The organism is Hydrogenophaga sp. BPS33 (assembly GCF_009859475.1).
Classification (GTDB): domain Bacteria; phylum Pseudomonadota; class Gammaproteobacteria; order Burkholderiales; family Burkholderiaceae_C; genus Hydrogenophaga.
Genome location: NZ_CP044549.1, coordinates 4,847,466 through 4,860,868 on the forward strand (window position 1 = coordinate 4,847,466; position 13,403 = coordinate 4,860,868).

Here is a 13,403-nt window from a genome sequence, read left to right on the forward strand (position 1 = left end):
AGTGATACACTGTAAAACACCCCATTCAACAGAGGAGCACACCATGAAAGCAATGCGAATCGTCCCCGGCCCACAAGGCGGCCACCTGGAATATCTGGAAGTTCCCATGCCCACGGCGGGCCCCGGCCAGGTGGTCGTGCGCGTGATGGCATCGGGCCTGAACCGCGGCGAGATCAAGATGGTTCGCGAAGCCAAGGCCGGTGCACACCGCGCGGCGGGCGTGGAATTCGCCGGGGTGGTCCACAGCGTCGGCCCCGACGTCACCCAGGTGCGCGTGGGCGACCACGTCGCGGGCCACGGCGGTGGTGGCCAGGCCGAATACGTGCTGGCCGCCGCGCGCGCGCTGATGCCGGTGCCACGCACGCTGGGATGGGCCGAAGCTGCCGCCTTCCCCAACGTGTTCATCACGGCCCACGATGCGCTCATCGTGAACGGCGAATTGCGCAAGGGCGAAACCGTGCTGGTCAACGCCGCGGCGAGTGGCGTGGGCCTGGCCGTGATCCAGCTCGCCGCCCTGATGGGCGCGAGCAAGATCTTCGCGACCTCGCGCTCGGCCGAGAAAGCGGCGCGCCTGAAGGCCTATGGGGTGACGCACCCCATCGATGTTTCGACGCAGGACCAGACCGCGGCGGTGATGGCCGCCACCGATGGCCGTGGCGTGGACATCGTCATCGACATGGTGGGCGCCCCGGTGTTCGAAGCCAACATCCAGTCGCTCGCCGTGAAGGGCCGGCTCGTCAACCTCGCCCGCATGGGTGGCAACGTAGCGACCTTCGACATGACCGAGCTGTGGATGAAAAGGCTCAAGCTGATCGGCGCCACCTTCCGCACGCGCAGCGAGGAAGAGCGCCTGCGCTGCATCGAAGACTGCGCGCGCGACACGCTCCCCTTGCTCGAAGCGGGCCGCCTCCAGTTGCCCGTGGACCGGGTCTACCGGCTCGAAGACATGGCCGAGGCCCACGCCTACATGGAGACCGACCAGCACGTCGGAAAGATCGTGCTGGCCGTGGACCCGAGCGTCGCGGCCGATGCGCCCCTGGCTGCGTCGGTAGCGGGAGGCTGACATGCAGATCGCCTCCCACGTGGACAAGGTGCGCCGCCTCACCGCCCTGCGCGCCCGCTTCGACCCGCTGCGCGACTTCGAACTCTGGTACTGGAGCGGTCTGACGGCGGGCACCAACATGTGGAACGCCACGCTCCACGCCGCCGGCATTACCAGCGAAGAGCGCGTGTTCTCCACCATCCCGGGCGTGCACGTCGTGCCGCAGCCCGACGGCAGCTTCCGGCGCGAACTGCGCGGCCCCGGCGACGTGAGCCACGTTGGCTGGCCGGCGATTCCGGGCGTGATGCCCGAGCACATCCAGCAGCTCGAGGCCGCGCTGCACGCCCTGGAAGAGCACCGCGACCCCTGCCTGCGCGGCGACCGCCAGCCGACGCAAGCCATCGTCGACGAATGCGAACAGGCCTTCTCGAAAGCCGCATCCATCTTCGCCCAAGCCATTTCCCTGAGGACGCCATGAAAGCCGAAGACCACCGCCTCAAGGCCGAGCGCATCGAGCGCTCGGCGGCCTTGCTGACAGACGACGACTGGGAGATGAAGCTCGAAGCCGCGATGCTCGCCGGCACCCACTGGGCTAACTACGCCCTGCACCGCCAGGGGGTGAGCCGCGAGAATGAGGACATCGTCCACACGTCGATGTGCGTCGTGAACACGCTGCGCAAATACGCCCTGGTCGAAAAGGAACTGCTCGCGCAACTCGACGACATCGAAGAGCTTCGCCCGATCCATGTGCGCGGCGACGCCGAAGGCGGGCGCGAAGCCGGTGCGCGCGCGCTCGTGCTGCTGGCCGCCATTGGCGATCGCGCCCGCAGCATCCTTCCGCACAACGCCTGAGGAGCCCGCGATGCAAGGACTCATGATGGACCAGCCGCTGCTGGTCTCTTCGCTGCTCCGGCACGCGGAGCGCCACCACGGCAGCCAGGAAATCGTGTCGCGCCGGGTCGAGGGTGACATCCACCGATACGCATACCGCGACATGGCGGCGCGCAGCCGCTGCCTGGCCAACGCGCTGGGCTCGCTGAACGTCGCGCCCGGCACGGTGGTGGGCACGCTGGCCTGGAACGGCTACCGGCATCTGGAGCTCTACTTCGCGGTCTCCGGCACCGGCGCGGTGCTGCACACGCTCAATCCCCGGCTGCACCCGGACCAGCTCGCGTGGATCGCGAACCACGCCGAAGACCAGGTGCTGTTCTTCGACCTCACGTTCCTGCCCATCCTGGAGTCGATCGCACCGCGACTGAAGACGGTCACCACCTTCGTGGCCATGACGGACCGCGCGCACATGCCCGCGTCCACCACCCTGCCGAATGTCGTCTGCTACGAGGACCTGGTCGACGCCCATGACGACCGCTACGAGTGGCCTGTGTTCGACGAGAACACCGCGTCATCGCTGTGCTACACGAGCGGCACCACGGGCGACCCCAAGGGCGTGCTCTACAGCCACCGGTCGACCCTCCTCCACACCTACGGCGCGGCGCTGCCCGACTTCCACAACCTCAGCGCGCGCGACGTGGTGCTGCCGGTCGTGCCGATGTTCCACGTCAACGCCTGGGGCCTGCCCTACACCGCCAGCATGGTCGGTGCCAAGCTGGTGTTTCCGGGCGCCGCGCTCGACGGCAAGTCGCTCTACGAACTCTTCGAAGCCGAGCGCGCGACGTTCACCTGTGGCGTGCCCACCGTCTGGCAGGCGCTGCTGGCGCATGTCGAGCAACACGGCTTGAAGTTCCACCACCTCAAGCGCGTAGGCATTGGTGGCTCGGCGTGTCCACCCGCCATGCTCGCGTCGTTCGAGCGGGGTCACGGCATTGACGTGATGCACGGTTGGGGAATGACGGAGACCAGCCCGCTGTGCTCGGCCTCCACGCTCAAGTTGCAGCACGACGGCATGGACCTCGACCAGCAGTTGCATGTCAAGGCCAAGCAGGGCCGCGTGCTGTTTGGCGTCGACATGAAGATCACGGACGACGCCGGTGCCGATCTGCCCTGGGATGGCCAGACCTCCGGCAACCTGGTCGTGCGCGGCCCCTGGGTGCTGAACCGTTACTTCAAGAACACCGAAAACTCGCCGCTGCAGGACGGCTGGTTCCCCACCGGCGACGTGGCGTCGATCGACCCCGAGGGCTACATGCAGATCACCGACCGCAGCAAGGACGTGATCAAGTCGGGCGGCGAATGGATCGGCTCGATCGACCTGGAGAACGTGGCGATGTCCCATCCCGCGGTCGACATGGCCGCGTGCATCGGTGTGCCGCACCCCAAGTGGGACGAGCGCCCGCTGCTGGTGGTGCAGTGCAAACCCGGCAAGGCCGTGAGCCGCGACGAGTTGCTGGCGTTCTACGCCGGCAAGATCGCCAAGTGGTGGACGCCGGACGACGTGGTCTTCGTCGAGCGCATCCCACTCGGCACGACCGGAAAGATGCTCAAGTCTCAACTGCGCGATCAGTTCCGCAGCCACCGCCTGCCCACCGTTTGAAGGTGTTGCCATGATCACACTCTCCCCCGCCGCTCCCTGGGCCCGCGCTCAGGCCCTCTTCCCCGGCGTGATCGCGTGTTGCGTGATCGCCTCGGCCGCCGCTTTTCTGGCGGGGCAATACCACGCCCCCATGATGCTGTTCGCGTTGCTGCTCGGTGTGGCCATGAACTTCCTGGCCACCGAAAACAGCTGCGCGGCCGGCGTCGCCTTCACGGCCCGCACGGTGCTGCGCTGGGGCGTGGCGCTGCTCGGCCTGCGCATCACCTTCGGCGACATCTCCGCGCTGGGCTGGCAGCCGGTGGCGGGCGTGGTGGTCTCGGTGGCGCTCACCATCGTGATCTCGATCGGCGTGGCGCGCCTGGTGGGCTTTCGCACCACCTTCGGCCTGCTCTCGGGCGGCGCCACCGCGATCTGCGGCGCCTCGGCGGCGCTCGCGCTGGCCGCGGCGATGCCGCCGCACCCCCAGCGCGAGAAAGCGCTGAGCTTCACCGTGATCGGTGTGAGCGCGCTGTCCACGCTGGCCATGGTGGTCTACCCGATCATCGCGCGCTGGCTCCACCTGGATCCCTTGCAAGCCGGCATCTTCCTCGGTGGCACGATCCACGACGTGGCGCAGGTGGTCGGTGCGGGCTACAGCATGTCCAAAGAAACCGGCGACACCGCCACCGTGGTCAAGCTCATGCGCGTGGCGATGTTGCTCCCGGTCATCACCTTGACCGTGGCGCTGATGCGGGCGCGCACCGGCACGGTAGAGGGTGGCCAGAAGCCGCCGTTGCTGCCCTGGTTCGCGGCGGTGTTCGCGCTGCTGGTGGTCGTCAACAGCCTGGGCTGGATTCCGAAACCGGTGGCCACCGCGGGTGCCTCGCTCTCGGGCTGGTTCCTGGTGGCCTCCATCGCCGCCATCGGCGTGAAGACGCAGATCCGGCAACTGATGAGCGTGGGCCTCAAGCCCGTGGCGCTGATGTTTTTCGAGACGGTTTTGATGGCTGCAATCGTGCTGGGGCTGATGCACTTTTACGGCTGACGGGCGCGGGCGGCGGGGTCTCGATGGCACGAACTGCTGCATCGCGCGATGCATCGATCCGCTTGACAGCGGTCAGCAGCACCTCGTCGATATTGCGCTTGGCCACCGAGCGTTGCAGCGCGCGCCAGGACTTGATCGCCGTGTCGATACGGTCCGGGTCTGCGGCCAGACCCAGGCGCACGTAGCGCAGCGTGCGCAAGGAAATCGACGCGAGCAGGTCCGAGATGAGCCGGTTCTCGGACAGATCCAGCAGCGCGATATTCAACAGGAAGCTCTCGAGCGCGTACACGTCGACGGACCGTTCCTCGGCGGCCTTGGCGATGCGCGGCATGTGCTTTTCGAACACCGCGTCGATGTCGGCCGGACGGTGCTCCATCAACTGGCGCAAGAAAATCGTGTAGAGCGCGCTGCGCACCACGTAGATGTCTTTCAGGTCCTTGGCATCGGGGGCGGTGACGATGGCACCGCGCCGCGCCTGGAACTCGACCAGGCGTTCGCGTTCGAGAATGCGCAGCGCCTCGCGCACGGGTGCTCGGCTCACGTGCAGGACCTCGCTGATGTCCTTCTCCAGCAAGCGTTGCCCGGCGTGGATGAGGTCCATCGTGATCACGCCGGCCAGCCGCACGGCAATCTGCTCGGCGACCGGCGCGGCCGCGTGGGACCATTCGTGCCCGCGCAGGATGGCGTGCTCGACGGCCACCATGATCGGGGTTTGCGGTGTGAGCAGTGCGCTCAGGTCAGGGGTGTTGGTGGTTTTTTGCCTGGCCATTGAGAGTGTGTCTTCCTGCACGCGGCATGGCGCGCTTGATCGGTTGCGGGGATATTCGCCTCGGTCGCGATTTTCGCCCAATCTTCGGCATGTCCATGCACATATGGCGACATTAACAAACGAAAGGTTGGCCGGCATGCCGGCGAATGGAGTCCTCCGAGTTCGTCGGCATTCAGTCCCAGCCTTCCAGCACCCCCTTGCCGCGCACCGTACCCGGCTCGATCAGCGCGTGGGCGCGCTGGAGGTTGGCGGCGTTGACCGGGCAGAACTTCCCCTGCGGCGCGATGGCCTCGACGATCTGATCGAAGTGCGCATCGGTCCGCGTCAGGCCCGCGACGAGGTCCACACTCGAAATGCCGATGCGCCGGAGCAAATGGCCTGGGATCAGCTGCCACGCGTAACCGGCATCTCGACGTCGTTCTTCACCAGCATGTGCTTGGCCAGCTCCAGCTTGGCGATGGCCACGCGGTGCACCTCGTCGGGGCCATCGGCAAAGCGCAGCGTGCGCTGCATCGCGTAGGCATAGGCCAACGGGAAATCGTCGCTCACGCCGCCACCGCCGTGCGCCTGGATGGCCATGTCGATGATGTCGCAGGCCATGTTGGGCGCGATCACCTTGATCATCGCGATCTCGGCCTTGGCCACCTTGTTGCCCACCGTGTCCATCATGTAGGCGGCCTTGAGCGTGAGCAGGCGCGCCATCTCGATGCGGCAGCGCGCGTCGGCAATGCGTTCGTGCCACACCGATTGCGCCGAGATCGGTTTGCCGAAGGCGACGCGGCTGTTGAGCCGCTTGCACATCAGCTCCAGCGCGCGCTCGGCGATGCCGATGGAGCGCATGCAGTGGTGGATGCGGCCCGGGCCCAGGCGGCCTTGCGCGATCTCGAAACCGCGGCCTTCGCCCAGCAGGATGTTGCCCACCGGCACGCGCACGTTCTTGAGCACCACTTCCATGTGGCCATGCGGGGCATCGTCGTAGCCGAACACCGAGAGCGCCCGCACCACGGTGATGCCCTGGCTGTTGGCGGGCACGATCACCATCGACTGCTGCGAGTGCCGCGGCGCGTCGGGGTTGGTCTTGCCCATGAGGATGTAGACCGCGCAGCGCGGGTCACCCGCGCCGGAGGACCACCATTTGCGGCCGTTGATCACGTAGTGGTCACCATCGCGCTCGATGGTGCACTGGATGTTGGTGGCGTCGCTGGAGGCCACGTCCGGCTCGGTCATCAGGAAGGTGGAGCGGATCTCGCCGCGCAGCAGCGGCTCCAGCCATTGGTCTTTGAGCTCTTCGCTGGCGTAGCGCTCGAAGGTTTCCATGTTGCCGGTGTCGGGCGCGGAGCAGTTGAACACCTCGGCGGCGAAGGGCACGCGCCCCATGATCTCGCACAGCGTGGCGTACTCCAGGTTGGACAGGCCCTGGGGCGCGCGCGGGCTGCGCGGCAGGAAGAGGTTCCACAGGCCGGCCTCGCGTGCCTTGGGTTTGAGCTCCTCGACGATGCGTGTGGGAATCCAGGCGTTGCCCTGGGCGCGGTTGGCCGCGATCTCCTCGAAGAAACGCGCTTCGTTGGGGTAGATGTGCTCGTCCATGAACGCGAGCAGTTGCTCGCGCATGGCCTTGACCTTGTCGGTGTAGTCGAAGTTCATCGTGTCTCCAGTGGGGAATACGGGTCTAGCGGGAAAGGAGGGGGAGCCGCAGGGCTCCTGGTCGGTGGGGTTGAAAGGCCAAAACCTGCTGCAGCGACACCGCCACGTTCAGGCGTCGACGATGCACATGAGCGCATCGTCTCCTTCCATTGTCAGAATCGGTGCGCCCACGAGCTGTCTTTTGAGCGACATTATTATATTATTGTCGACATTGAAGCCAGACAATCACCTAGAACTAGATGAATCAGGTTGGTGGACAGGGTGTACTTCTTCGCCGCATCGCGCCGGTCGATGGCACCGCTGCGAAGGGTCAGAGATCCGTGAAATTCAACACAGCGGGCTCAGAGCAAGGGCATTGCCCTCCATCACATTCAGCCCGGCAAGCCCACGCCGAACGCCTATGTCGAGCGATTCAACAAGACCTACCGCACCGAGGTGCTCGACTGCGCCCCTCTGCTTCTGACTGGCTCAGGAAATCGAGGGGACTTCCTTCATATTCCAAAAACAATTCCAAACTCCAAAAAGCAAACGGGGCAATCACTGTTAAGCGATTGCCCCGTTTGGGATTTTTGGCGGAGTGGACGGGACTCGAACCCGCGACCCCCGGCGTGACAGGCCGGTATTCTAACCAACTGAACTACCACTCCTGGTAGATGGCGTTCGTTCTTTCGAACCAAGTGCCAACCACTTGTTGCCTACTTGCCTTGCGGCTTGTTTGGCGACCCTACGGGGATTCGAACCCCGGTACTCACCGTGAAAGGGTGATGTCCTAGGCCTCTAGACGATAGGGTCATAACCTGGACTCAAAGAGCCTCACATTGTAGCAGCAGAAGAACTTGTTTTTTTCTTCCGTTGCCGCGCTGAGCGACTCATTGCGACTTCAATCCGTGGTGGAGGTAAGCGGGATCGAACCGCTGACCTCTTGCATGCCATGCAAGCGCTCTCCCAGCTGAGCTATACCCCCACAGGGCTTGTTGATCTGCGCCTTTGACTTCGTCGCCAGTGCATTTCAGCAAGCCTCAAATTATAGCGGTTTTTTTCAGGTGTTCCGCAATCGGCTCAAGACCGTCTCGCGATTCTGCAGTTCGAGCACCGCATCGAGCGAAGGCGTCTGGGCCGTGCCCATCACCAGCACGCGCACAGGCATGGCAAGTTGCGGCATCTTCAGGCCGTGCGCGCCCAACACTTCCTTGATGGCCGCAGAGATGGCCGGCTTCTCCCAGACACAGGCCGACAGCTTGTCCGCCAGGGCCGCGAGCGCCGGGCGCACGGCATCCGTCACGTGCTGCGCGCGCTCTTCCATGTTGGGGGTGATATCGACGTAGAAGGCCTTGGCCCAGTTGGCCAATGCCACCGTCGTGTCGCAGCGGTCCTTGAACAGGCCACAGATGCGCGAAAGACGCGCGTCGGCGGCAATGCCCTCGGCTTCAAGATGCCCGGCCACCAAGGGCGCCAGCGCATCGTCGGCCATCGCCTTGAGGTGTTGCGCATTGACCCAGCGCAGCTTGGTTTCGTCGAACTGCGCGGCGCTGCGGCCCAGGTGGTCGAGGTTGAACCACTCCAGGAACTGCGCGCGGCTGAAGATCTCGTCGTCGCCGTGGCTCCAGCCCAGGCGCGCGAGGTAGTTCACCATCGCATCGGGCAGGTAGCCTTCGTCGCGGTACTGCGTGACGGGCTTGGCGCCGTTGCGCTTGCTCATCTTCTCGCCCTGCTCGTTGAGCACGGTGGGCAGGTGCGCGTACACCGGCGGCTCCTTGCCGAGTGCGCGGAAGATGTTGATCTGGCGTGGCGTGTTGTTCACGTGGTCATCGCCACGGATCACGTGGGTGATGGCCATGTCGATGTCGTCCACCACGACGCAGAAATTGTAGGTGGGGGTGCCGTCCGGGCGCGCAATCACCAAATCGTCGAGTTCGTCGTTGGCGATCTCGATGCGGCCCTTGACCTTGTCGTCCCACGCGACCACGCCGCCTTGCGGGTTCTTGAAACGCAGCACGGGCTTCACGCCTTCGGGCACGGGCGGCAGCGTCTTGCCGGTCTCAGGACGCCAGGTGCCGTCGTAGCGCGGCTTCTCTTTCGCGGCCATCTGCTTCTCGCGCAGCGCATCGAGTTCGGCCACGCTCATGTAGCAGGGGTACACCAGGCCTTTGTCGACCATCTCGGCGAGCACGGCCTTGTAGCGGTCCATGCGCTGCATTTGGTAGAACGGCCCTTCGTCGTGGTCGAGGCCGAGCCATTTCATGCCTTCGATGATCACGTCCACCGCGGCCTGGGAAGAACGCTCCAGGTCGGTGTCTTCGATGCGCAGGATGAACGCGCCGCCGGTGGAGCGGGCGAAAGCCCAGGGATACAGAGCGGAGCGGATGTTGCCCAGATGGATGAAGCCGGTGGGCGACGGGGCGAAGCGGGTGCGGATGGGTGTGGTCATGTCAGAAGGAAGAAAGGCCACGGTCGAGGTCGGCCTGGATGTCGCCCAGATGTTCGAGCCCCACCGCCACGCGGATCAGGCCTTGCACCACGCCCGCGGACTGGCGCTGTTCTTCGGTGAGGCGGCCGTGCGAAGTGCTGGCGGGATGGGCGACCAGGGTCTTGGTGTCGCCCAGGTTGGTCGACAAGGACAAGACCTGCAGCGAATCGAGCACGTGGAAGGCGCGCGAGCGAGCCTCTTCGGGGTTGGCGCCCTTCACCGCGAACGACAGCACCGCTCCACCGCAGCCATTGAGCTGCGCCATGGCCAGCGCGTGTTGCGGATGGCTTTGCAGGCCCGGGTAGAACACGCGCGCCACGGAAGCATGACTTTCCAGCCACTGCGCCAGGGCCAGCGCACGCGCCGACTGCGCCTGCATGCGAATGTCCAGCGTTTCCAGGCCCTTCAACACGATCCAGGCGTTGAACGGCGCCAGCGTCATGCCCGCGCTCTTGAGCACCGGCAGGAACGACTTGGTCACCATCTCCTGGCTGGCGCACAGCGCGCCGGCCATCACGCGGCCCTGTCCGTCGAGAAACTTGGTGCCCGAGTGCATGACGATGTCGGCACCCAAGGCGAGCGGGCGCTGCAACGCGGGTGTGGCGAAGCAGTTGTCCACGCAGAGCAGTGCGCCGGCGTTGTGCGCAAGATCGGCGAGCGCGCGGATGTCGCACACCTCGGTCAGCGGGTTGGTCGGCGTTTCAGCGAACAACAGCTTGGTGTTGGGCCTGATCGCCGCCTTCCAGGCCGCGATGTCGGTCTGCGGCACGAAGCTGGATTCGACGCCGAACTTGGCCATGTCGGTGCCAATCAGCTTGATGGTCGAGCCGAACATGGACTGCGAGCAGATCACGTGGTCACCGGCCTTGAGCAGGCCCATGCACATCATGAGGATGGCGGACATGCCCGAGGCGGTGGACATGCAGGCCTCGGCGCCTTCGAGCGCGGCCAGGCGCTTCTCGAAGCTGGCCACGGTCGGGTTGCCGTAGCGGCCATAGGTGAAGCCGTCTTCCTCGCCCGCGAAGCGACGCGCACCGGACTCGGCGTTCGGTTGTATGTAGCCGCTGGTGAGGTACAGGGCCTCGGAGTTTTCGCCGTACTGGCTGCGCTCGACGGCTTCGCGCACGGCGAGGGTGTCGCGGTGCAGATCGGTGGATGTCTTCTGTGTCATAAGCGGGTGTTGCTCAGGCCACCTGGGCGTTGGGCAAGGCCAGGCGCGAGGTGTCTTCTTCGCCTTCTTCGCCTTGGTCACGGCCGGCGTTGAGGCGCGCAATTTCTTCTGCCGTGATGTCGCCGGTGACGTACACACCATCGAAGCACGAGGCGTCGAAGCCGTTCAGGCTGGGGTTGAGCGACCCGATGGTTAGCTTCATCGCATCCACGTCCTGGTAGATCAACGCGTCGCAGCCGATGATCTCGCGCACCTCTTCCACGGTGCGGTCGTGGGCCACGAGTTCGCCCGGCGTGGGCATGTCGATGCCATACACGTTGGGATAGCGCACGGGCGGCGCGGCGCTGGCCAGGTACACCTTGCGCGCGCCGGCATCGCGCGCCATCTGCACGATTTCGCGGCTGGTGGTGCCGCGCACGATGGAGTCGTCCACCAGCAGCACGTTGCGGCCCTTGAATTCGCTGCCGATCACGTTGAGCTTCTGGCGCACCGACTTCTTGCGCACGCCCTGCCCGGGCATGATGAAGGTGCGGCCCACATAGCGGTTCTTCACGAAGCCTTCGCGGTACGGCAGCCCGAGCAGTTGCGCGAGCTCCATGGCACTGGGGCGCGAAGACTCGGGGATCGGAATGACGACGTCGATCTCATTGGGCGGCACGGTGGAAATGACGCGCTTGGCCAGCGTCACGCCCAGGTTCAGGCGCGCCTGGTACACCGAGATGCCGTCCATGACCGAGTCGGGACGCGCCAGGTACACGTATTCGAAGATGCAGGGGTTGTGGCTGAACGTCTCGGCGCACTGCTCGAACTGCATCTGCCCGTCGAGGTCGACGAACACCGCTTCGCCGGGCACGAGGTCGCGGTCAAGTTCGAAGCCCGTGCCTTCCAGGGCCACGGACTCGCTGGCGACCATGACGCCACCATCCTTTTTACGCCCGATGCACAACGGCCGAATGCCATGCGGGTCGCGAAACGCCAGCAGACCGTGCCCGGCGATCAGCGCCACCACGGCGTAGGAGCCTTTGACACGCTGGTGCACGCCACGCACGGCCGCGAACACGTCGGCCGGCTTCAGGGTGACGCCGCGCGTGACCTTCTCCAGCTCGTGCGCGAGCACGTTGAGCAGCACCTCGGAATCGCTCTCGGTGTTGACGTGGCGGTGGTCGGTCTGGAACAGCTCCTGCGCCAGCACCTTGGCGTTGGTCAGGTTGCCGTTGTGCACCAGCACGAGGCCGAAGGGTGCGTTCACGTAGAAGGGCTGCGCCTCTTCCTCGCTATAGGCGTTGCCCGCCGTGGGGTAGCGCACCTGACCCAGGCCACACATGCCGGGCAGCGCGCGCATGTTGCGGGTGCGGAAGATGTCGCGCACCATGCCCTTGGCCTTGTGCATGAAGAACTTGCGGCCTTGCTGGGTGACGATGCCTGCCGCGTCCTGCCCGCGGTGCTGCAGCAACAGCAACGCGTCGTAGATGAGCTGATTGACCGGCGCCTTGCTGACCACGCCCACGATTCCACACATGATTGAATCCTCAAAAAACTAACGGATATATCGGGCCACCGGCTCGGGCAACAAGGGCCTCACTTCGTGCAGCGTGGCGGACGACACCTGAGCCACTTTGGACTCGGCCCACCAGGCAGCGTTCTGCGTCTGGGTCATGCCCACCACCAGCGCCAGCGCCAGCAGGATCACCACCCCGCGCAACAGGCCAAATGCACCGCCCAGAACGCGGTCCACGGGCCTCAGCCCCACCGACGCCACCAGCTTCTGCACCAGCCAGGCCCCCAGCCCGGCCACGAACGCCACTGCCACGAACACCACGACGAAACCCAGCGCCACGCGCAGCGGCGCCGACAAACCACCGATGGGCAGCCAGGCCCCCACCTCGTCCGCAAAGGCCTGGGCCAGCACAAAGGCGGCGATCCAACCCAGCACGGACAGTACTTCGTAGACCAGCCCGCGCCACAGTCCGAGCAACACAGACAACAGCAGGCCCAGCAGCAGCACCCAATCGGTCAGGAGCATCGGCGCAACGTCCGTCCTCGGTTCACAGCGTCAAAACCGCCGCGGACAGGCCCAGTGCTTTCACGCGGGCGGCGGCCTTGTCGGCGTCGGCACGGCTGTCGAACGGTCCGACCCGCACCCGGATGCGCGTGCCGTCGGCGGTCTTGGCCACCTGGGTATACGTTTTGAGCCCGGCGCTTTCGAGTTTCTGGCGCACGGTACGCGCGCCCGCCTCTTCGGAGAACGCGCCCACCTGCACGACCAGGCGTTCGGCAGCGGCGATCGGGGTACTCGGCGCAGTGGGAGCGGGCTTGCCTTCGAGCAAGGCGCGCGCCCGCGCGGCATCGGGGGCCGCCGTGGCGGGCGCCGCGGGCTTGGCCGGCGCGGGCGCAGGAGCGGCCGCCGGTGCAGGGCTTGGCGCAGCCGCCACCGCAGGTGCGGGCTTGGGTGTGGGCTCCACCACTTCTTCGCGGGCGCTCAAGCCATCGCGGTGCGACACCGGCTCGGACGCGGGTTTTGCCGCCGGCGTGGCAGCGGGTGCCGCCGCTGCAGCGGTGGCTGGCTTGGCCGCAGCCGCGGGCGAGGTCTTGGCGGGAATCTCGATCGGAATGTCGACCGCGATCGGGCGCGGTTGCGTATCGAACAGCAGGGGAAAACCGATCACACCGACCAGCACCAGCACGCTGGCGCCGATCAAGCGGTGGCGTGCGCGCCGGCGCACGGCCTCGATGCTCTGTGGCGGGGGGGTCGAGGCGTTGCCCTGGGAGCCTGAACGGGATTTGAACATTCGGGA

Annotated in this window: 12 protein-coding genes, 3 tRNA genes and 2 pseudogenes; 6 read left to right on the top strand and 11 right to left on the bottom strand. The window is 65.8% G+C overall.

Going from position 1 to position 13,403, the window contains the following annotated elements; translation table 11 throughout:
* The first annotated feature begins 43 nt into the window (after positions 1–43).
* Genes F9K07_RS22335 through F9K07_RS22355 form a run of 5 tightly spaced genes read left to right on the top strand, consistent with a single transcriptional unit; the run spans position 44 to position 4,557 of the window.
* Complete coding sequence (locus F9K07_RS22335) at positions 44–1,063, top strand: zinc-binding dehydrogenase (protein WP_159595513.1); 1,020 nt, start codon at positions 44–46, stop codon at positions 1,061–1,063.
* Position 1,064: 1 nt separating this feature from the next.
* The gene (locus tag F9K07_RS22340; RefSeq protein ID WP_159595514.1) at positions 1,065–1,520 is read left to right on the top strand and encodes a hypothetical protein; all 456 of its coding nucleotides are present in this window, start codon (positions 1,065–1,067) and stop codon (positions 1,518–1,520) included.
* Positions 1,517–1,894 carry a hypothetical protein gene (locus F9K07_RS22345; protein ID WP_159595515.1) on the top strand — a complete coding sequence of 126 codons (378 nt, stop codon included), beginning with the start codon at positions 1,517–1,519 and terminating at the stop codon, positions 1,892–1,894. Before F9K07_RS22340 ends, F9K07_RS22345 begins: the two co-directional genes overlap by 4 nt.
* A 10-nt stretch (positions 1,895–1,904) precedes the next feature.
* On the top strand, positions 1,905–3,533 hold the full coding sequence (locus F9K07_RS22350) for a 3-(methylthio)propionyl-CoA ligase (protein ID WP_159595516.1): 1,629 nt from the start codon (positions 1,905–1,907) through the stop codon (positions 3,531–3,533).
* A gap of 10 nt (positions 3,534–3,543) precedes the next feature.
* Positions 3,544–4,557: a YeiH family protein gene (locus F9K07_RS22355; protein ID WP_159595517.1), complete on the top strand. Its 1,014-nt coding sequence runs from the start codon at positions 3,544–3,546 to the stop codon at positions 4,555–4,557.
* On the opposite strand, the gene F9K07_RS22360 is transcribed toward F9K07_RS22355, so the two are convergent.
* The 3 genes and pseudogenes from F9K07_RS22360 to F9K07_RS22370 form a co-directional block, all read right to left on the bottom strand.
* Positions 4,478–5,464 carry a GntR family transcriptional regulator gene (locus F9K07_RS22360; RefSeq protein WP_328793995.1) on the bottom strand — a complete coding sequence of 329 codons (987 nt, stop codon included), beginning with the start codon at positions 5,462–5,464 and terminating at the stop codon, positions 4,478–4,480. The two genes, F9K07_RS22355 and F9K07_RS22360, sit on opposite strands and share 80 nt — an antisense overlap.
* A 34-nt stretch (positions 5,465–5,498) precedes the next feature.
* Positions 5,499–5,696, bottom strand: a pseudogene (locus F9K07_RS22365) (hypothetical protein); the annotation flags it as partial.
* Positions 5,697–5,710: 14 nt separating this feature from the next.
* The gene (locus tag F9K07_RS22370) at positions 5,711–6,970 is read right to left on the bottom strand and encodes an acyl-CoA dehydrogenase family protein (protein WP_159595519.1); all 1,260 of its coding nucleotides are present in this window, start codon (positions 6,968–6,970) and stop codon (positions 5,711–5,713) included.
* 357 nt (positions 6,971–7,327) lie between these two features.
* Here F9K07_RS22370 and F9K07_RS22375 point away from each other — a divergent pair.
* Positions 7,328–7,414, top strand: a pseudogene (locus F9K07_RS22375) (integrase core domain-containing protein); the annotation flags it as partial.
* A gap of 126 nt (positions 7,415–7,540) precedes the next feature.
* Here the strand turns inward: F9K07_RS22375 and F9K07_RS22380 are convergent.
* The 8 genes from F9K07_RS22380 to F9K07_RS22415 all read right to left on the bottom strand — a co-directional run bounded on the left by F9K07_RS22380 (position 7,541) and on the right by F9K07_RS22415 (position 13,397).
* Positions 7,541–7,617 (bottom strand) — tRNA-Asp (locus tag F9K07_RS22380).
* 69 nt (positions 7,618–7,686) lie between these two features.
* Positions 7,687–7,762: transfer RNA gene (locus F9K07_RS22385), tRNA-Glu, on the bottom strand.
* A 96-nt stretch (positions 7,763–7,858) separates the two neighbouring features.
* Positions 7,859–7,934, bottom strand: a tRNA-Ala gene (locus tag F9K07_RS22390).
* Between the two features lie 75 nt (positions 7,935–8,009).
* Entirely contained in the window at positions 8,010–9,398 is a 1,389-nt protein-coding gene (gene gltX / locus F9K07_RS22395; RefSeq protein WP_159595520.1) for a glutamate--tRNA ligase, read from the bottom strand.
* Between the two features lies 1 nt (position 9,399).
* Positions 9,400–10,608, bottom strand: coding sequence for an O-succinylhomoserine sulfhydrylase (locus tag F9K07_RS22400; protein ID WP_159595521.1), 1,209 nt, complete (start codon positions 10,606–10,608; stop codon positions 9,400–9,402).
* A 13-nt stretch (positions 10,609–10,621) separates the two neighbouring features.
* Positions 10,622–12,127 (bottom strand): amidophosphoribosyltransferase, encoded by a 1,506-nt coding sequence (gene purF, locus F9K07_RS22405; protein ID WP_159595522.1) that lies wholly within the window; start codon positions 12,125–12,127, stop codon positions 10,622–10,624.
* An 18-nt stretch (positions 12,128–12,145) separates the two neighbouring features.
* Entirely contained in the window at positions 12,146–12,631 is a 486-nt protein-coding gene (locus F9K07_RS22410; RefSeq protein ID WP_159595523.1) for a CvpA family protein, read from the bottom strand.
* A gap of 22 nt (positions 12,632–12,653) precedes the next feature.
* On the bottom strand, positions 12,654–13,397 hold the full coding sequence (locus F9K07_RS22415) for an SPOR domain-containing protein (protein ID WP_159595524.1): 744 nt from the start codon (positions 13,395–13,397) through the stop codon (positions 12,654–12,656).
* Positions 13,398–13,403 lie beyond the last annotated feature (6 nt).

Excerpts from the sequence above, each read along its gene's own strand:
- F9K07_RS22335 (WP_159595513.1), top strand. The coding sequence starts at position 44 with ATGAAAGCAATGCGAATCGTCCCCGGCCCACAAGGCGGCCACCTGGAA.
- F9K07_RS22340 (WP_159595514.1), top strand. The coding sequence starts at position 1,065 with ATGCAGATCGCCTCCCACGTGGACAAGGTGCGCCGCCTCACCGCCCTG.
- F9K07_RS22345 (WP_159595515.1), top strand. The coding sequence starts at position 1,517 with ATGAAAGCCGAAGACCACCGCCTCAAGGCCGAGCGCATCGAGCGCTCG.
- F9K07_RS22350 (WP_159595516.1), top strand. The coding sequence starts at position 1,905 with ATGCAAGGACTCATGATGGACCAGCCGCTGCTGGTCTCTTCGCTGCTC.
- F9K07_RS22355 (WP_159595517.1), top strand. The coding sequence starts at position 3,544 with ATGATCACACTCTCCCCCGCCGCTCCCTGGGCCCGCGCTCAGGCCCTC.
- F9K07_RS22360 (WP_328793995.1), bottom strand. The coding sequence starts at position 5,464 with ATGCCGGCCAACCTTTCGTTTGTTAATGTCGCCATATGTGCATGGACA.
- F9K07_RS22370 (WP_159595519.1), bottom strand. The coding sequence starts at position 6,970 with ATGAACTTCGACTACACCGACAAGGTCAAGGCCATGCGCGAGCAACTG.
- gltX (WP_159595520.1), bottom strand. The coding sequence starts at position 9,398 with ATGACCACACCCATCCGCACCCGCTTCGCCCCGTCGCCCACCGGCTTC.
- F9K07_RS22400 (WP_159595521.1), bottom strand. The coding sequence starts at position 10,608 with ATGACACAGAAGACATCCACCGATCTGCACCGCGACACCCTCGCCGTG.
- purF (WP_159595522.1), bottom strand. The coding sequence starts at position 12,127 with ATGTGTGGAATCGTGGGCGTGGTCAGCAAGGCGCCGGTCAATCAGCTC.
- F9K07_RS22410 (WP_159595523.1), bottom strand. The coding sequence starts at position 12,631 with ATGCTCCTGACCGATTGGGTGCTGCTGCTGGGCCTGCTGTTGTCTGTG.
- F9K07_RS22415 (WP_159595524.1), bottom strand. The coding sequence starts at position 13,397 with ATGTTCAAATCCCGTTCAGGCTCCCAGGGCAACGCCTCGACCCCCCCG.